This is a genomic window from Baaleninema simplex PCC 7105, from assembly GCF_000332355.1.
Taxonomy (GTDB): domain Bacteria; phylum Cyanobacteriota; class Cyanobacteriia; order Cyanobacteriales; family Geitlerinemataceae; genus Baaleninema; species Baaleninema simplex.
This window is the reverse complement of the sequence record NZ_KB235962.1, coordinates 488108-502368: the sequence shown is the minus strand read 5'-3', so window position 1 is coordinate 502368 and position 14261 is coordinate 488108. Positions and strand designations below refer to the sequence as shown.

Here is a 14261-nt window from a genome sequence, read left to right as displayed (position 1 = left end):
ACAAATTTTAAATATTTTCAACTCGATCGATCGCTTTTTGAACAATCTTTTCAAACTCTACCATTTTCCCAATCTCTTCAGCTTCGTAACGCCCCTCAAACGCCTCTAACGCCGCTTTTTCCAACGCCAACTCGTAAGCGTCTTCCAACGTTTCTCGTAATTCGTCTTTCGTTAAATAGGTTCCTTTTGATTTCCGCCGTTGGTTGGTTCGCTGAATCTGCTTCACGCAATTTTTAATCGAAACCTCCCACGATCGCGTTGTGCGTTGTTCCGCCTCTTGCTTGATGAGATGCAACAACACCACCACACCATAGCTGAAAATCTTATTCAGTTTGTCCGATTTGCTCATTTCCTCAAGTTCTTCTACCAGCATCAACGCCTCGTCTACGCGACCTCGATGCAGGAGTTCTTTGAGTTCTAATAGTTCTTCCATCGTTTAGAATCCCAAATCTGATTTTGCTGTTTCTGCGGCTTCTAAAACCTCTTCCGTTGCCATTGAATCTAAATCCAAATCGCCGATTTCACGATAAAAGTCTTCATCGTAAGGACGAGTCCGAACCACAACTGGCATCGGAACAGCGTGTCCTAACACCAACGCCTGTTGTTTTGAATCCAATTTCGACAACACCGATCGCAGATTTTGTCCGCCAGAAACGCCCGTAAAAATCGCTTCGATATCTTTATCATCGTTCAACAACGCCGTAATCCGCGTTCCTACTTGCGACATCACTTCGTTATCGATTCCAGAAGGCCGTTGATCGACCACTAATAGAGTGACGAAATATTTTCGCATTTCTCGGGCGATGGTTCCAAAAATGGTACTGCGAACGGACGCAGTATCGAGAAAACGGTGAGCTTCTTCGATGGTAATCACCAATTGCTGAGGTTTGTCAACGACGTTTTTCGTCCTTAAAAACTTTTCCGATCGCTTGACGTAGTGGCGGTGAATGCGTCGCGTAATAACGTTGGTTGCCAGCATATAAGACAACATATTCGACTGAGAACCAAACTCAATAACGACGTGCTTTCCGTTTTCGAGAGATTCGATGATTTGTTTGACGTAGTTTTGAGGACAGGTGTTGCGAATATATTTCAGTTCGTCCAGGCGCAATAATTTTCGCTGCAACGCCATAATTGAGGATTTATTTCCTCGTCGAACTTCGCAAAATTCTTGAATTTCTTCGTTGTCCATCGCCAACAGTTGAGAAATCCAAGTTCGCCCGAATTCGTTGCGTAAAATAATGGCGTTTTCGATGCTGGCTTCTGATAAATTCAACTCTCGCTGAACCAGCGAAATATCTTCAACTTCGATTTGATCGTAACTCAACAAAAGTTCCTGTGCGCCTTTAATTCCCCGCTCGGTTGTCGATTCGGGATCGAGGGTGTACATTTCAACTTTTCCGGGGAACAGTTGACGCAATCCTTTGACCGTGTTGATGTTTTTTCCTTCACATTGCGCTTCCCAACCGTATTCCGAGTGCATATCGAAAATGAGGTTGACGGCGGCGTTTTTACGAATGACGCCGGAGAGCAACAATCGGGTTAAAAAGGATTTCCCGGTTCCCGATTTTCCGAACACGCCGTTACTGCGTTCGACGAAGCGATCGAGATCCAAACAAACCGGAACTTCCATATCCAACGGTTTCCCAATCGCAAAGTTTTTTCGCTGGGGATCGTCTTCCCAACCAAACACCGCTCGAAAATCGCGATCTAGGGCTTCGTAAACTTGGGAAAAGTGGCTGGGAATGGTTTTAACTGGAAGTAAATCTAAATCGACGCTGGTATTGGCTTGAAACGATGCCAATTTCCCGCCGTTGTTGCCGTTATTTTCCAGATTGCGGAGGACGTCGCGGGCGGCGTTTTCGTCCTTGAGCGACAACATCAGCATGGGGCTGAGTTCGATGGTTCCGTAGGTTCCGCCCCCCATGAGAACCGATTGTAAAAAGTCGTCTTCGGGTTGGGGAGGATTGGCGGAAATGCGCTGGCTGGCGGTTCCGAGAGATACGTCGGTAAGCAAGCAGAAAAAACGGGCGCGGGTTCCTTGTACGACGAGAAATTTTCCAACGCGCATATCTTCAACCGAAACGTCCGGGTGAAGGCGAACTTCTAAACCGTCGCTAAGCGAACCTTGAATGACGGAACCGAGAGGGCGATCGAATGTCATACCGACGTGATTTTAAGGTGAGGAATTCACGTTGATTGTAGAACAGTATTTATTGAATTGGTGCGGTTCTTCTCGACAGCTCGTCCGTTTTGGGCGGTGAGTCGTCCGTCTTCCATGCTGACGATGCGATCGGCGACATCTAAAATTCGGTTGTCGTGAGTGACGAGTAAGATGGTACAGCCTTCTTCTTTCGCCAGTTCGTGGAGTAAATTCACCACTTCTCGCCCGGAATGGCTGTCGAGGGCGGCGGTGGGTTCGTCAGCCAGGACGATCGCCGGATGGCTGACTAACGCTCGTGCGATCGCCACCCGTTGTTTTTGTCCGCCAGAGAGGTTTTCCGGGTAGTAATCGGCGCGATCGCTCAATCCCACTCGTTCCAATATACGAGCGGCGCGTTCTTCCATTTCCCGTCGGGGAATCTGAGAATGTAACTCTAACCCCATTTGTACGTTTTGCGCTGCGGTGAGGCTGCGGTGGAGGTTGTGGGCTTGGAAAATGTATCCGTTGTGGCGTCTGGCTGCGACGAGTTGCTTTTCCTTCGCCCCGCAGAGTTCTCGCCCCAACACGCACAAACTCCCCGATTGTACGGAACGCAACGCCCCGATGAGCGTCAGCAGCGTGGTTTTACCGGAACCCGAAGGCCCCGTCATAATGACGATTTCCCCGGTTTCGATTTCTAAGTTGATGTCGAACAGGACTTGTTTGTGTAACGCCCCGTGTCCGAAGTAATGGTCGAGATGTTCGATGGTAATTGCGGCCATGTTCGATAATTGATAGGGAACAGGGAATCGGGAACAGGGAACAGGGAATTGGGAACAGGGAACAGTCGTAGGGTGCGTGACTTGAAAAATAGGGTGTAAATTCTTAGACCGATCGCTCTGTCACGCACCGCCAATGCACACCGCCAACTCATCTCATCATCCAAAAATATCGGCGGGATCGGCGGCTTGCAGTTTGCGGGTGGCGATCGCTCCGGAAATACCGCACATAATTAAGGTGATGGTGAGGACTTGAATCGCTCGGAATAACGTCATATATAAAGGTAGGTTCGTGGCGTTGCGGGTGAGGGCGTATAAGCCCAGGGAAACGCCGACGCCGGGAAAGAAACCGATGAAAGCGAGGATGACGGCTTCTTCAAACACGATTCCTAGGAGATAGCGGTTTCGATATCCCATCGCTTTGAAAGTGGCGTATTCGGGAAGGCGATCGCGCACGTCGGTTGAAAGGACTTGGTACACGATGACGATTCCCACGATGAACCCCATGATGGTTCCGAGGGTGAAGACGAACCCGATGGCGGTGTTCGTCGCCCAGTAGTGTTTCTCGAATTCGATAAAGCCTTCTTTGGTGAGAACGTCTACGTCTTTGGGAAGGTATGCGTCGAGGGCTTGGGCGACGGCTTCGGGATCTCGTCCGGGTTCGACGTGTAGAATTCCTAGGCTCACTCCTCCGGGGCGACGGCGGGGAAACAGTCGCAAAAAGTTTCGATCGCTCGTCATCAGGGTTCCGTCTGCGGCGAAAGACGCCCCCATTTCGTACAATCCGGCGATGGTGAGGGTGTGGTTCTCCAGTTCGGTTTTGACGGTTTCACCGCGATCGATCGCCGCGATCGCTTCGTCGTAGGCTCCCCTGGCGTTGCGATCGAACGTGACGGTATTCGGAAGTTTCATCTCGTCGGCGTACTCTTGCAGTTCCGGTAACTCGAACGCCGGGCGATCGGGATTGAAGCCAATGACCAAAATCGAGGTTTTTTGCCGAGTTTGGGGATTCTTCCAATCGGAAAACTGCACGTACATGGGATCGGCTGTTTCGACGCCAGGAACGTCCATCGCTTGATACAACCGACTCCGGGGAAACGTGGATAAGTTGACGAGGTTGCGAGCGTTGGGACTCAACAACACGATATCGGCGTCGAGGTGGCTTTGCAGTCGGGTGTTACTGGCGTAGAGAGCGGTTTGAAATCCCAACTGCATGAAAATCAGGATGTCGGAAAAGGCGATTCCGGCTAACGCCACCAACAAACGGGTTTTTTCGTGGCTCAGTTGCAACCACCCTAGCGGCGTTCGGCGTTTTAGGGATTTGATGAGCTTGAGCATGGGGGAGGGGGAGAGGGGGAGAGGGGGAGAAGGGGAGAGGGGGAGAAGGGGAGAGGGGGAGAGGGGGAAAATACATTGTCGGTGCGTGACGATTTTTCGGTCTTACGATTGACACCCTATTTTTCAAGTCACGCACCCTACGGATTGTTCACTGTTCACTGTCTTCGTCTAACGCAATTTCGGCGATGACGTGCAGGTTGGTGAAGGGAGCGGCGATCGCACTGGAATTTTCGTCGAGGGCGATGCGAACTTCGACAACGCGAGCGTCTACGTTGGCGGCGGGATCGAGATCGAGTTCGCTTTGACGCAAAACTTGCCAACCCACACGCTCTACGGTTCCCTGTAAGTCTTGGGGGAGAGCGTCGCTGGTGATGGTGACGGATTGTCCCGGTTGCACTTTGCGAACGTCGCTTTCGTAAACTTCTGCTACCACTGTCATCTCGTCGGTTTGTCCGATTTTGACGATTCCTTCTGGGGCGATGGTTTCGCCGGAATGGGTGTAAATCTCCAGAACTCGCCCAGCTTGGGGCGATCGCACTAGCGACAGTTCTAAATCGGCTTCGGCTTGGGTAACGGCGGCTTGGGCGGAGATGAGTTTGGTTTCGGCGAGGCGCACGTCTTGGGGGCGCACTTCGGCGACGGCGTCGAGGGTGGCTTCGGCTTCGGTGATTTCGCTCTCGACGGTGGAAACGGTGCGATCGAGGTTGGCTTGGGCTTCGGCGATTTGGGCTTGGTAGGTACTCACGATGCGATCGAGGTTGGCTTGGGCTTCGCTGAATCGTTCGCGAACGCTTACGGCGTCGAGACAGGTGCGATCGCGATCTTGTTCGGAAACCGCACCGTCTCGATACAACTGTTCGTATCGCTGACAGTCTTTGTTCGCCACGCGCAACTCGGCTTGTAATCGTTCGACGGTGGCTTGTTGCGCTCGCCGTTCGCCGTTGAGGGTGGCTTGCAAACTGGCGATGGTGGCGCGTTGGGTGGCGATTTGTCCGTCGAGTTCGGCTCGGTTGCGATCGAATCTCGCCGCTTGCGCTTGGATTTCTCCGGTTTTCGCCCCAGCTTCGACTTGCGCCAGTTCCGCTCTTGCGATTTCGACATCGGCGAGGGTGCGATCGAGGGCGGCTTGTTTGCGATCGTGGCTGTCGAGTATCGCGACGACTTCTCCGGCTTCTACCCAGTCGCCTTCGCTGACTTCGAGGCGATCGACTCGGCTTCCTTCGGCGGATTGGGAGGCGGAGAGATCGATGGTTTCTCCTTTGGGATCGATCCATCCCATCGCCGTGACGGTTTCGACGCGAGGCGGTTGAACTTCTGTCACCGCAGCAGGTTCGGAGGAAGACGCACTCAGGCGCACTAGGGCGTACCCGATGCTTCCTCCTAAACCCAGTAATGCTAGGGAAATTAGGGCGATCGCCGTTTTCGATACCGGAAGGGAGGTAGGAGCCTGTCTGAGTTCAAAGCCACGCATTGCTGTCGAACCTCTCGAATGCTACTGAACGGTTTAGTTCACTTTTGAGTATAACACTAAACTAAACCGGGTAGTTTAATTTTTGATGAAATTCACAACTCCTTGAAATCTAAACTAAACCGTATAGTATAATTAAAAGTGGGATCGAAAACGATTCCGTTTTCTCGCCAAACACGCACCATGATTCAAAAAAACGCCCCAACCCTCGAACTCGCCCCAAAAGCCGAGCAAATCCTCGACGGTGCGATGAAAGAATTTCTCCAACGCGGCTATGCTGCCACGAGCATGGATCGGGTAGCGGCAACCGCAGGCGTCTCGAAAGCCACGGTATACAACCACTTCGGCGACAAGGAAGGCTTGTTCGAGGCGTTAGTGAAGCAACTGGCGGAACGCAAATTCGCCCAAGTACAGCGATCGCAACCGTTGCAAGGAGATCCGAAAGTTGTCTTACGCCAATTTGCCATGACGTTAATGAATAACGTGGGCAAAGATAGCGACTATAAAGCCTTCGTGCGGCTGATTATCGGAGAATCCGGGCGGTTTCCCCATCTCGCCCAAACCTTCATTCGGAACCTCTTCAAGCCAGCGTTAACAATCGTGACGCAATATCTCGCCGAACAACCTTCGTTAAGATGTACTGACGCCGAAGCAGCGGCGCGGGTATTCTTGGGTACGTTAATTCACTTTGTCATTTCTCAAAATTTAATGTACGGGGATGAAGTGGTTCCCATCGAGCCAGAACGCGTGATCGATTGTGTTCTCGAGTCGCTGTTTCAATAGTTACCAGATGCGATCGAGTTTCAAACTAAACCCCGGTAAAACGGTTTCTCCTGAGAGTTCGTCGGGGTTTTGTACGACTTCAATGGGGCGATCGCGTCGGTAAATTTCGACAGTTTTCGAGGAGGGATCGAGAAGCCAACCGAGTCGAGTTCCGTTATCGCGATATTCCTGCATTTTACGTTGTAAATTCTCCAGATTGTCGCTGGGCGATCGCAACTCCACCACAAAATCGGGACAAAGGGGGAGAAACCGCTGTTTTTGTTCTGGCGTTAAAGCGTTCCAGCGATCGCTGGCAATCCAAGCCACATCGGGAGAGCGATTCGCCCCGTTGGGAAGGATAAACCCCGTCGAGGAGTCGAACGCAACCCCGAGATTCGTTTGACGGTTCCAAATTCCCAAATCGATGTAAAGCTCGAAATTGCGGTTTCCCGTTTCTCCGCCAGTGGGGGGCATAATCACGAGATCTCCGTTGGCGTTGCGCTCGAATTGCACGTCTCGGTTATCCTGACAGAGTTGAAAAAACTGCTCGTCTGTCAGTTGTAACGCCGATGAGTTGAGGGTGAAAGCGTTCGTCATAGCAACTTCACCAAATGCGATCGAGTTTCAAACTAAACCCCGGTAAAACGGTTTCTCCTAAGAGTTCGTCGGGGTTTTGTACGACTTCAATGGGGCGATCGCGACGGTAAATTTCGATAGTTTTCGAGGAGGGATCGAGAAGCCAACCGAGTCGAGTTCCGTTATCGCGATATTCCTGCATTTTCCGTTGTAGCGTTTCCAGGTTATCGCTCGGAGAGCGAAGTTCCACCACAAAATCGGGACAAAGGGGGAGAAACCGCTGTTTTTGTTCTGGCGTTAAAGCGTTCCAGCGATCGCTGGCAATCCAAGCCACATCGGGAGAGCGATTCGCCCCGTTGAGAAGGATAAACCCCGTCGAGGAGTCGAACGCGATTCCCGTTCCCCCTGCGTCTATCCAGTTAAAAAGCTGTTGCGTAATGCGTCCGTTTCGATATCCGGTTTCTCCGCCAGTGGGGGGCATAATGACGAGATCTCCGTTGGCGTTGCGCTCGAATTGCACCTCGCGGTTATCCTGACAGAGTTGAAAAAACTGTTCCTCTGTCAGATGTAACGCCGACGAGTTGAGGGTGAAAGCGTTCGTCATGGCATCAGTTTCGGGGAGGGCGATCGAACCTTTACCGACATTATGCCCGACGAGAAACGGGCGATCGCCTTGCTGTCAGTGATTTTAACTTTTCCAAAACCAGCGCAACCGCGTCATCCCACTCGCCAGCAACGCCACAATTAGCGTATAAACCGCCGCCCGAACGACTCCTCGCCTCGGCGACATCGTAAAATCCTCAATGGTTTCTCGCCAACCCGTCAGCATCAAAATCGGTAACAGTAAATTGGCATAACCCACATAACCCACGAGCGGATTGCGCCCGGTGGCGACGAACAAACCGAACGCCCAGGTTTGACAAAATACGTCCGACACCACAAATAACGCCGCCAACAACAACGCCGACATCCCCACGGTGACGAACAGATAACTTAAGGTAGCGGGATCTTTTTTGATACCGCCTTCATAGGGTTCGAGAGCTAACCCCAATAGAATCCAGTAAACGCCCCACCGCCCGCAAGTCGCCAGCAACCGTTCCGTCGCATCGACTGGAGAACGCACCAGACGCAACAGCACCGTTCCTAAAATAGCGGTAACAACAGTGGTTTGCCACACCCAGCGAGCTTGTAATCCCACCAGTAAAATCAGAGAGATGGTAATTCCCAAAAGGGCGATCGCACCGTATTCCCAACCCCGCCACTCCGTCGCCCCCTCCTCCCTGGGCTTGACCTGCAAGGTTTCGACGACATCTTCCGCAGGTGGAACCGGTTGCGACGACTTCATCCACCGCAACACGCCATCGCCGACGATCGTTCCGGGTAAAACCACCAGCAGATATTTCCAATAGGCGAAATTGAGCAAACTGGGAAGTGGGGACATCGAAAACACCTGCTTCACCCATCCCGGTTCGCTGTAGGAAAACAGCAACGCCAACACCCACGCCATCACCCCCAACCGCCACGCCACGCTACGACGCGTCAACCACCACACCAACGCCCCAACCACTGCCACGTTTGCCAAGACGACTAAAATAATGTCGTTTCGCGTCGGTGAAAATCCCGTTCCGTCGGGATACTGCAACTGCGACAGCAGCAGGATTCCCATCAGCCATCCGGCGACATTGATGCCTTTTTGCACGATCTCGGGAACCCATTTGGGAAATCGCCCGAACGCCAAGCCTAAAATGAGGAATCCCGACAAGGCCAACCACCAGCGTAAATCGCCCAACGCCGGATCGAGAATATTGGGGCGCAGGTGTTGGAGAAACACCGCAAACGCCAACAGAGAGACGCCTCGCCAGAGAATTGAGGGAACGATGCGCCACCATTCCCAGCCTTTTTCGTGTCGTCGCGACTGTGCCAGGGGAATCGCCGCACCCATCGAAAAGAGGAAAATGGGAAATACCCAATCGACCCAGGTTAAACCGGGAACGTCGGGATTAAAAATATGTTCGGGGGGCGGAACTTGGGCGTGGTACATCCAACTGGGAAGGGCGCCGCCAAAGGGAATAATGCCGGAAAACACCATCGCTAAAACTGCAATTCCCCGCAAGGCATCGAGGGCGTCGGCACGTTTTGAAACTGGATTTTCCCGCGTCACGGTCGGACTCCTATTTGGTTGAGAGTTGGGGAGGGATGCACCACAGAGGCACGGAGGACACAGAGTTTTTGGAAAAGTTTTTGGAACCCAATCGCGTTCGTCAAGCTAACCTACCCCAAAAGACATACTCGATTATCAAAGCCATCCTCCCGAGGCGATCTTTAACAGTTGCTCGACGCTGTGGTTGCGGTTGACTGTGATGCGAGGGAGAAAGTAGCGATCGCGAAACCAGTCGATTCGTAAGGTTTTACCGTTGTAAAGATAGCCGGATTTATAATATTTCTTAACTTCTTTTAACGCAAATCTATTGACAGCACCAAAGGGATATGCTAAATGATTTGCAACTTGGTTTGTTGGATCTAAATTGTCTGTGCAGGCTCGAAGTAAGTTTTGAGATCCGAGCAGTTCTTTTTTGAGGTCTTTTGAGTCGAGTGTCGTGAGATTTTCGTGGTTTGAGGTGTGAGATTGTAAGTCGTAATATCCTTTTTCGAGTCCGGTACGGAAGTCTTGGCAACTGGCGCGATCGAGAGCAGTGCCGGGAATTCCCATGAAAGCGGGATTGATAAACCAAACGATTTTAATTGGCGTATTGTAGGTGCGATCGAGCTTTTCTAAAATCGGTAAAATATTTTGGTGAGCGCTTTTATAACCGTCATCAAAGCTAATTAAAACTTTTTTCTGTTTGCGCTTTTCAGACGGAATCGGCTTGGGTGGATCGGCTAAAAAGTAATCGTAAAGTTCCTCGGTCGTCAGAAACCAGTATTTTTTGCGAACGAGTTGTGTGAGAAACGCTTCAAAATCTTGTTTGAAATAGTCGCTACTCCACTCGAGGCGATCGGGCGGTCGTTCTTGGGGATTGTCGCGATCGATAATATCGTGAAATCCGAATATTGGAATTTCTTCAAAAAGAAGTTCTGTGGAAATCCGAAATAAACCGAGTCCGAAGAGAAAGGCTAAAACAATAACTGTAACTGTTTTAAAAAATTTGCGACGCTTGAAGTCTTTCCAACCATCGAATAGCAGTTTCATAGAAGTTTGTGAAACAGAAGAAAGGGAACTCGAACAATTCAGGTGAAGCGATCGCGTCGATCGATGCGAGTACGAGAAAGACGGCGGGTTGCCGTCGATAAATCACTTCTTACTTTGACATCCTCTCCCAGCAACCCGTTCCGGGTATGCAGGGAGATTCCTTGGGTCGCCCCAAAGATTTCCTGCTTCACAGCCAGCCAACTAGAATCAGTGACCCGATCCCCCGTCGCCTCGACTCCACAGGCATTTTCGATTTGCCGTTGCCCACGGCTACAGATGACTTGTCCACTCGCCACATCACGGGGCTTTGTTGACCCGCAGTTGTGGCAGTGATGGATTCGAGTTGAGAGGTCTTTACGAACCTCTGCCCCACAATCGGGACATTCCTGAGAAGTGCCCCGCGCATCCACCTTGCCGTAATACACATCGCGCTTCCAGCACACCCAGGGAAGGATCTGATTCACAAATTGACCCAATCCAGCATCGAGGGTGTGCTTGCCCAGCATTCCCTTAGCCATAATGCGGAAGTCGAGATCTTCGACAAAAATCATCCCTGCACCGTCGCAGAGGTGATGAGCCAACTTGAAATGCCAGTCTTTTCTCGTATCGGCAATCCGTTGATGGACTCTGGCAATTTTCTTCTGGAGTTTCAGCCAGTTAGCTGACCCCTTCTGCTTTTTCTTCAATCTGCGTTGCAGCGATTTCAGCTTGCGATGCAAATTGTTGAAGAAGCGAGGTCGCTTGACCTGTTCTCCATCAGAAGTTGAAAGAAAGTACTCCAGACCCACATCAATCCCTACCGGATGTCCGTGAGGGGCTACAGCAGGAATATCGACGTCAGCCTGAAGGCTAAGCATGACAAAGTACCCGGATGCCTTACGCACAATTCGAGCTTGCTTAACCTGAAATAAATCAGGAATTTTACGCGACCACCGAACCCGAACCCAGCCCAGTTGCGACAGCTTTATACCCTCATCAGACACACAGTTTTTGAGCATCTGGGGGAAGACAAAGCTTCGCATCCGGTTGGTTTTTTTGAACCGTGGAAGACCCGAACGTTTTAACCGCCACGACTCCCAAGAAGTCTCAAGTTTTCTAAGGACTTGCTGAAGAACCTGAGCGTTGACCGTCTTGAGCTGAGGAAATTCAGTCTTGGCAGCGGTCAAACGCTTAGCCTGAATGTGGTAGTTCGGGAAGGGTGCATCTGCTGGCAAGATAAATTCCTGCCGAATTGAGCACGCATTCACGGGCGACTTGCGGGATTTTAGCCAGTCTTTACGTTCCCGCAGAGCAAAATTCCAGACATGGCGGCACACCTCAAGAATGTGTTCGATCTCTGAAACCTGCTCCGCACTTGGCTCTAGCTTAAATTCCCACGTCATGTTTAGCATATCTAAACTGTAGCAAATCTTTTGTAGGTTACTCCCCTCGGTCGCGCTTCGCAGTACACCATCCATAGCTGAAAGCTTGGCTGGTGTACTGCGAAGAATCTGGATAGCAACGCGATCGCCAAACTCGCGATCGCCCCCTAAAGTTGCCACTGAAACCACAGTCCGACTCGTCCTCGAATGCGTTTCCACAGCGATCGCCCCTTCCAGCTGCGGCGGGAAACGAAGTGACTGCGATCGAAAGCCGACTGAAAAAACGCCTCGACGCGATCGACTAAGTTTCGATCCTCGACGATAACGTTCAACTCCTCGTTGTGGAACAAACTGCGAGGATCGACGTTAGCACTGCCGAAATTCAACCACCCATCGTCGGCGAGAACCATCTTCGCGTGCATCATACTCGGCGCGAACTCGTAAATGGAAACATCGCCGTCTAACAACTCGCCGTACCGTTCCCTAGCCGCATCGCGAACTAAGGGCTTGTCGCTGCGAGATCCCATCGTCAACACGCGCACGTCAACACCGCGTTTTCGGGCGGCGACGAGGGCGCGACGCAAGCTACTGCTGGGAATGAAATAAGGACTGGAAATCCAAACGCGATCGCGCACGCTTCCCACCAACGCCTGCATCAACCCTAAAATCGACGAATCTCGATACGTCGGGTGCGTTCCCGGTGCGATCGCCAACATCACGCGATCTCCGGGTTTTCCGTCGCTCGCCCAGGTGGGGGCGGTGAGATCGGCTTCGCCGTCGGTGAGAATCCAGTGGTGGGCGAACATTTTGCTGAGAATCGAAACCGCCGGACCCTCGATTTGAAACTCGATATCCAACCAAGCCGTTTCGTCCTCTTTGCGTCCGTCCCACAAATCGGAAATTCCCGCCCCGCCAATGAGAGTTCGGTGTCCGTCGATGACGAGAAGTTTGCGATGGGTGCGATCGAGATAGGATAGCGGCGATTTCCAATCGAACGCGTTGAAGCGGCGCACCTCCACCCCAGCGTTTTTCAACTGTCGCCAATAGGACTCGGGTAACGTTTGGGTTCCGTAGTCGTCTACGAGAACTCGGACGCAAACTCCCGAAGCCGCTTTCGCCCGCAACACTTCAGATAACTCGCGAGATCGCCGACCGGGAGTCATAATATACGTCTCGAACTGGACGCTGCGTCGGGCCGATCGGATAGCATCGAGTCGCGCCTGTTGGATCGCGTCGATTTCCGTCCACACTTGCGTTACGCAGCCTGCGGTGGGAATGGCTTCAGCGAGACTCGCCAACGTCGGTATAAATTCCGGGGAATCGAGATCGGGAGTTTTTAAAAAGCGATAGGATTTCTGTTCGCGGAACGATCCGGTCAATCGCCAGAGGGCAACCCCCACAAGAGTTGCGGCGATGGAAACGAGTGCAACGGCGATGATGGCAAACACGAGTTTTGTAGAAGATAGTGGGCTGAGGAGATAACGAGGCTTTTTACAGTCACCAGTCACCAGTTACCAGTCATCAGTCATCAGTCACCAGTCACCAGTGGGGAAATGAGGAGATTTTACATTATCCGGTCATCCCATCATCTCCCCCATTTCAGCTATTCCTTCAACGCTTAAAACTGATTTTGAGCGTTTTCAAAGGCGTTTTGCAACTCATCTAGAGCGGATTCGATGCCATTTTGCAGGTTTTGTCCGGCGTTTTCGGTGTTAGACCCGAACTGTTGGAGTTTCTGGCGCACGTCTTTCGCCCGATCCTCCAAGTTCGCCAGCGTTTTTTCGGCTTTATCGCTGAGTTCTTCTTGTTGTCCTCGGGCGCGATCTTGAAGGCGATCGATTTTCGATTGAAGCCGTTCTAAATCCCGTTCTGCACGACGTTGAAAGTCGTCGGCTTTGGTTTCAGAGTAATCGCCGAGGGTTTCGGGAACATCGCGAACTTCTTCCATTACGTCTCGTTCGGTCGTGACAGTCGGATTGAGATCGCGTAAACTCGCTGTCGTATCGGAGGAACAAGCACCGACGAATACCATCAGTGACAGAGCGATCGCGACGAACAGATTTCTAATTTTCATTATTTTTACGATATTTGAGTGAGTGCATCTAAATTTACTCTGGCATAGCGTTTTACGGTTTCTAACCCTCTCCAGAAGGAGTTCGATCGCACTCACATCGTTGGAAAGTTACTGTGTTTATCTCTTGTCTATCTGAAGACAGATAACTTAACTCGCTCGAAAGAGTTCGTCGCGGTAACATCTCAATTCGCTCTGTGCCGGTTGCCGTTGAAAGTCCTGTCTGTGTTTGTTTTTGGTCTCCGTGTAAACTATTCTCGCACTTTGGTAAATCGAGTGCGAACTCTTTCTATTTCTTTGGGAAGATGTAAGAGCCGTGATGTTTGGACTAAGCTAATAAGCAAGATTGAAGTTTTGGAGATTTTCAAACTATGAGTATCGAAGATAGAGCTGACGCAGTGAAGAAAAATATCGAAGGTAAAGCTCAAGAAGCCATCGGTGAATTGACTGGAGATCCTGAAGATAAGACGCAAGGTAAAGCTAAGCAAATCGAAGCTGAAGCCGAACACGCGAAAGAAGACGTAAAAGATAACGTCAAGAAAACCATCGACAAGGCTTAATCTTCGGTCTAGA

At 51.2% G+C, this 14261-nt stretch carries 14 protein-coding genes; 2 read left to right on the top strand and 12 right to left on the bottom strand.

Translation table 11 applies throughout. From position 1 onward, the window contains the following. Positions 1-7 precede the first annotated feature (7 nt). From GEI7105_RS0127615 to GEI7105_RS0127595, 5 genes are all read right to left on the bottom strand, one after another. Positions 8-433: a DUF29 family protein gene (locus GEI7105_RS0127615; protein WP_017663593.1), complete on the bottom strand. Its 426-nt coding sequence runs from the start codon at positions 431-433 to the stop codon at positions 8-10. A gap of 3 nt (positions 434-436) precedes the next feature. After that, a complete protein-coding gene (locus GEI7105_RS0127610) occupies positions 437-2164 on the bottom strand; it encodes a helicase HerA domain-containing protein (protein WP_017663592.1) in 1728 nt (575 codons plus the stop codon). A 26-nt stretch (positions 2165-2190) separates the two neighbouring features. Then, complete coding sequence (locus tag GEI7105_RS32830) at positions 2191-2925, bottom strand: DevA family ABC transporter ATP-binding protein (protein ID WP_017663591.1); 735 nt, start codon at positions 2923-2925, stop codon at positions 2191-2193. Between the two features lie 156 nt (positions 2926-3081). Next, positions 3082-4260 carry an ABC transporter permease DevC gene (gene devC, locus GEI7105_RS0127600; protein ID WP_026098018.1) on the bottom strand — a complete coding sequence of 393 codons (1179 nt, stop codon included), beginning with the start codon at positions 4258-4260 and terminating at the stop codon, positions 3082-3084. Between the two features lie 148 nt (positions 4261-4408). Further along, on the bottom strand, positions 4409-5731 hold the full coding sequence (locus GEI7105_RS0127595) for an efflux RND transporter periplasmic adaptor subunit (RefSeq protein WP_017663589.1): 1323 nt from the start codon (positions 5729-5731) through the stop codon (positions 4409-4411). A gap of 180 nt (positions 5732-5911) precedes the next feature. On the opposite strand from GEI7105_RS0127595, the gene GEI7105_RS0127590 reads away from it, so the two are divergent. Beyond that, a complete protein-coding gene (locus GEI7105_RS0127590) occupies positions 5912-6511 on the top strand; it encodes a TetR/AcrR family transcriptional regulator (RefSeq protein ID WP_026098017.1) in 600 nt (199 codons plus the stop codon). On the opposite strand, the gene GEI7105_RS0127585 is transcribed toward GEI7105_RS0127590, so the two are convergent. The 7 genes from GEI7105_RS0127585 to GEI7105_RS0127555 all read right to left on the bottom strand — a co-directional run bounded on the left by GEI7105_RS0127585 (position 6512) and on the right by GEI7105_RS0127555 (position 13691). Then, complete coding sequence (locus tag GEI7105_RS0127585) at positions 6512-7087, bottom strand: Uma2 family endonuclease (RefSeq protein WP_017663587.1); 576 nt, start codon at positions 7085-7087, stop codon at positions 6512-6514. Positions 7088-7094: 7 nt separating this feature from the next. After that, a complete protein-coding gene (locus GEI7105_RS0127580; RefSeq protein ID WP_017663586.1) occupies positions 7095-7670 on the bottom strand; it encodes a Uma2 family endonuclease in 576 nt (191 codons plus the stop codon). A gap of 84 nt (positions 7671-7754) precedes the next feature. Beyond that, positions 7755-9227 carry a DUF5009 domain-containing protein gene (locus GEI7105_RS0127575; protein WP_017663585.1) on the bottom strand — a complete coding sequence of 491 codons (1473 nt, stop codon included), beginning with the start codon at positions 9225-9227 and terminating at the stop codon, positions 7755-7757. A gap of 135 nt (positions 9228-9362) precedes the next feature. Then, positions 9363-10256, bottom strand: a complete 894-nt coding sequence (locus GEI7105_RS0127570) for a polysaccharide deacetylase family protein (RefSeq protein WP_017663584.1) — start codon at positions 10254-10256, stop codon at positions 9363-9365. 38 nt (positions 10257-10294) lie between these two features. After that, a complete protein-coding gene (locus GEI7105_RS32825) occupies positions 10295-11647 on the bottom strand; it encodes an RNA-guided endonuclease InsQ/TnpB family protein (RefSeq protein ID WP_245555518.1) in 1353 nt (450 codons plus the stop codon). 137 nt (positions 11648-11784) lie between these two features. Beyond that, a complete protein-coding gene (locus GEI7105_RS0127560; protein ID WP_017663582.1) occupies positions 11785-13065 on the bottom strand; it encodes a phospholipase D-like domain-containing protein in 1281 nt (426 codons plus the stop codon). A gap of 170 nt (positions 13066-13235) precedes the next feature. Further along, on the bottom strand, positions 13236-13691 hold the full coding sequence (locus tag GEI7105_RS0127555; protein WP_144054079.1) for a sll1863 family stress response protein: 456 nt from the start codon (positions 13689-13691) through the stop codon (positions 13236-13238). A gap of 368 nt (positions 13692-14059) precedes the next feature. On the opposite strand from GEI7105_RS0127555, the gene GEI7105_RS0127550 reads away from it, so the two are divergent. Next, positions 14060-14248 (top strand): CsbD family protein, encoded by a 189-nt coding sequence (locus GEI7105_RS0127550; protein WP_017663580.1) that lies wholly within the window; start codon positions 14060-14062, stop codon positions 14246-14248. Positions 14249-14261 lie beyond the last annotated feature (13 nt).

Coding starts and splice junctions, on each gene's coding strand:
- GEI7105_RS32830 (WP_017663591.1), bottom strand. CDS start 2,925: ATGGCCGCAATTACCATCGAACATCTCGACCATTACTTCGGACACGGG.
- GEI7105_RS0127590 (WP_026098017.1), top strand. CDS start 5,912: ATGATTCAAAAAAACGCCCCAACCCTCGAACTCGCCCCAAAAGCCGAG.
- devC (WP_026098018.1), bottom strand. CDS start 4,260: ATGCTCAAGCTCATCAAATCCCTAAAACGCCGAACGCCGCTAGGGTGG.
- GEI7105_RS32825 (WP_245555518.1), bottom strand. CDS start 11,647: ATGCTAAACATGACGTGGGAATTTAAGCTAGAGCCAAGTGCGGAGCAG.
- GEI7105_RS0127555 (WP_144054079.1), bottom strand. CDS start 13,691: ATGAAAATTAGAAATCTGTTCGTCGCGATCGCTCTGTCACTGATGGTA.
- GEI7105_RS0127570 (WP_017663584.1), bottom strand. CDS start 10,256: ATGAAACTGCTATTCGATGGTTGGAAAGACTTCAAGCGTCGCAAATTT.
- GEI7105_RS0127580 (WP_017663586.1), bottom strand. CDS start 7,670: ATGACGAACGCTTTCACCCTCAACTCGTCGGCGTTACATCTGACAGAG.
- GEI7105_RS0127615 (WP_017663593.1), bottom strand. CDS start 433: ATGGAAGAACTATTAGAACTCAAAGAACTCCTGCATCGAGGTCGCGTA.
- GEI7105_RS0127550 (WP_017663580.1), top strand. CDS start 14,060: ATGAGTATCGAAGATAGAGCTGACGCAGTGAAGAAAAATATCGAAGGT.
- GEI7105_RS0127595 (WP_017663589.1), bottom strand. CDS start 5,731: ATGCGTGGCTTTGAACTCAGACAGGCTCCTACCTCCCTTCCGGTATCG.
- GEI7105_RS0127610 (WP_017663592.1), bottom strand. CDS start 2,164: ATGACATTCGATCGCCCTCTCGGTTCCGTCATTCAAGGTTCGCTTAGC.
- GEI7105_RS0127585 (WP_017663587.1), bottom strand. CDS start 7,087: ATGACGAACGCTTTCACCCTCAACTCATCGGCGTTACAACTGACAGAC.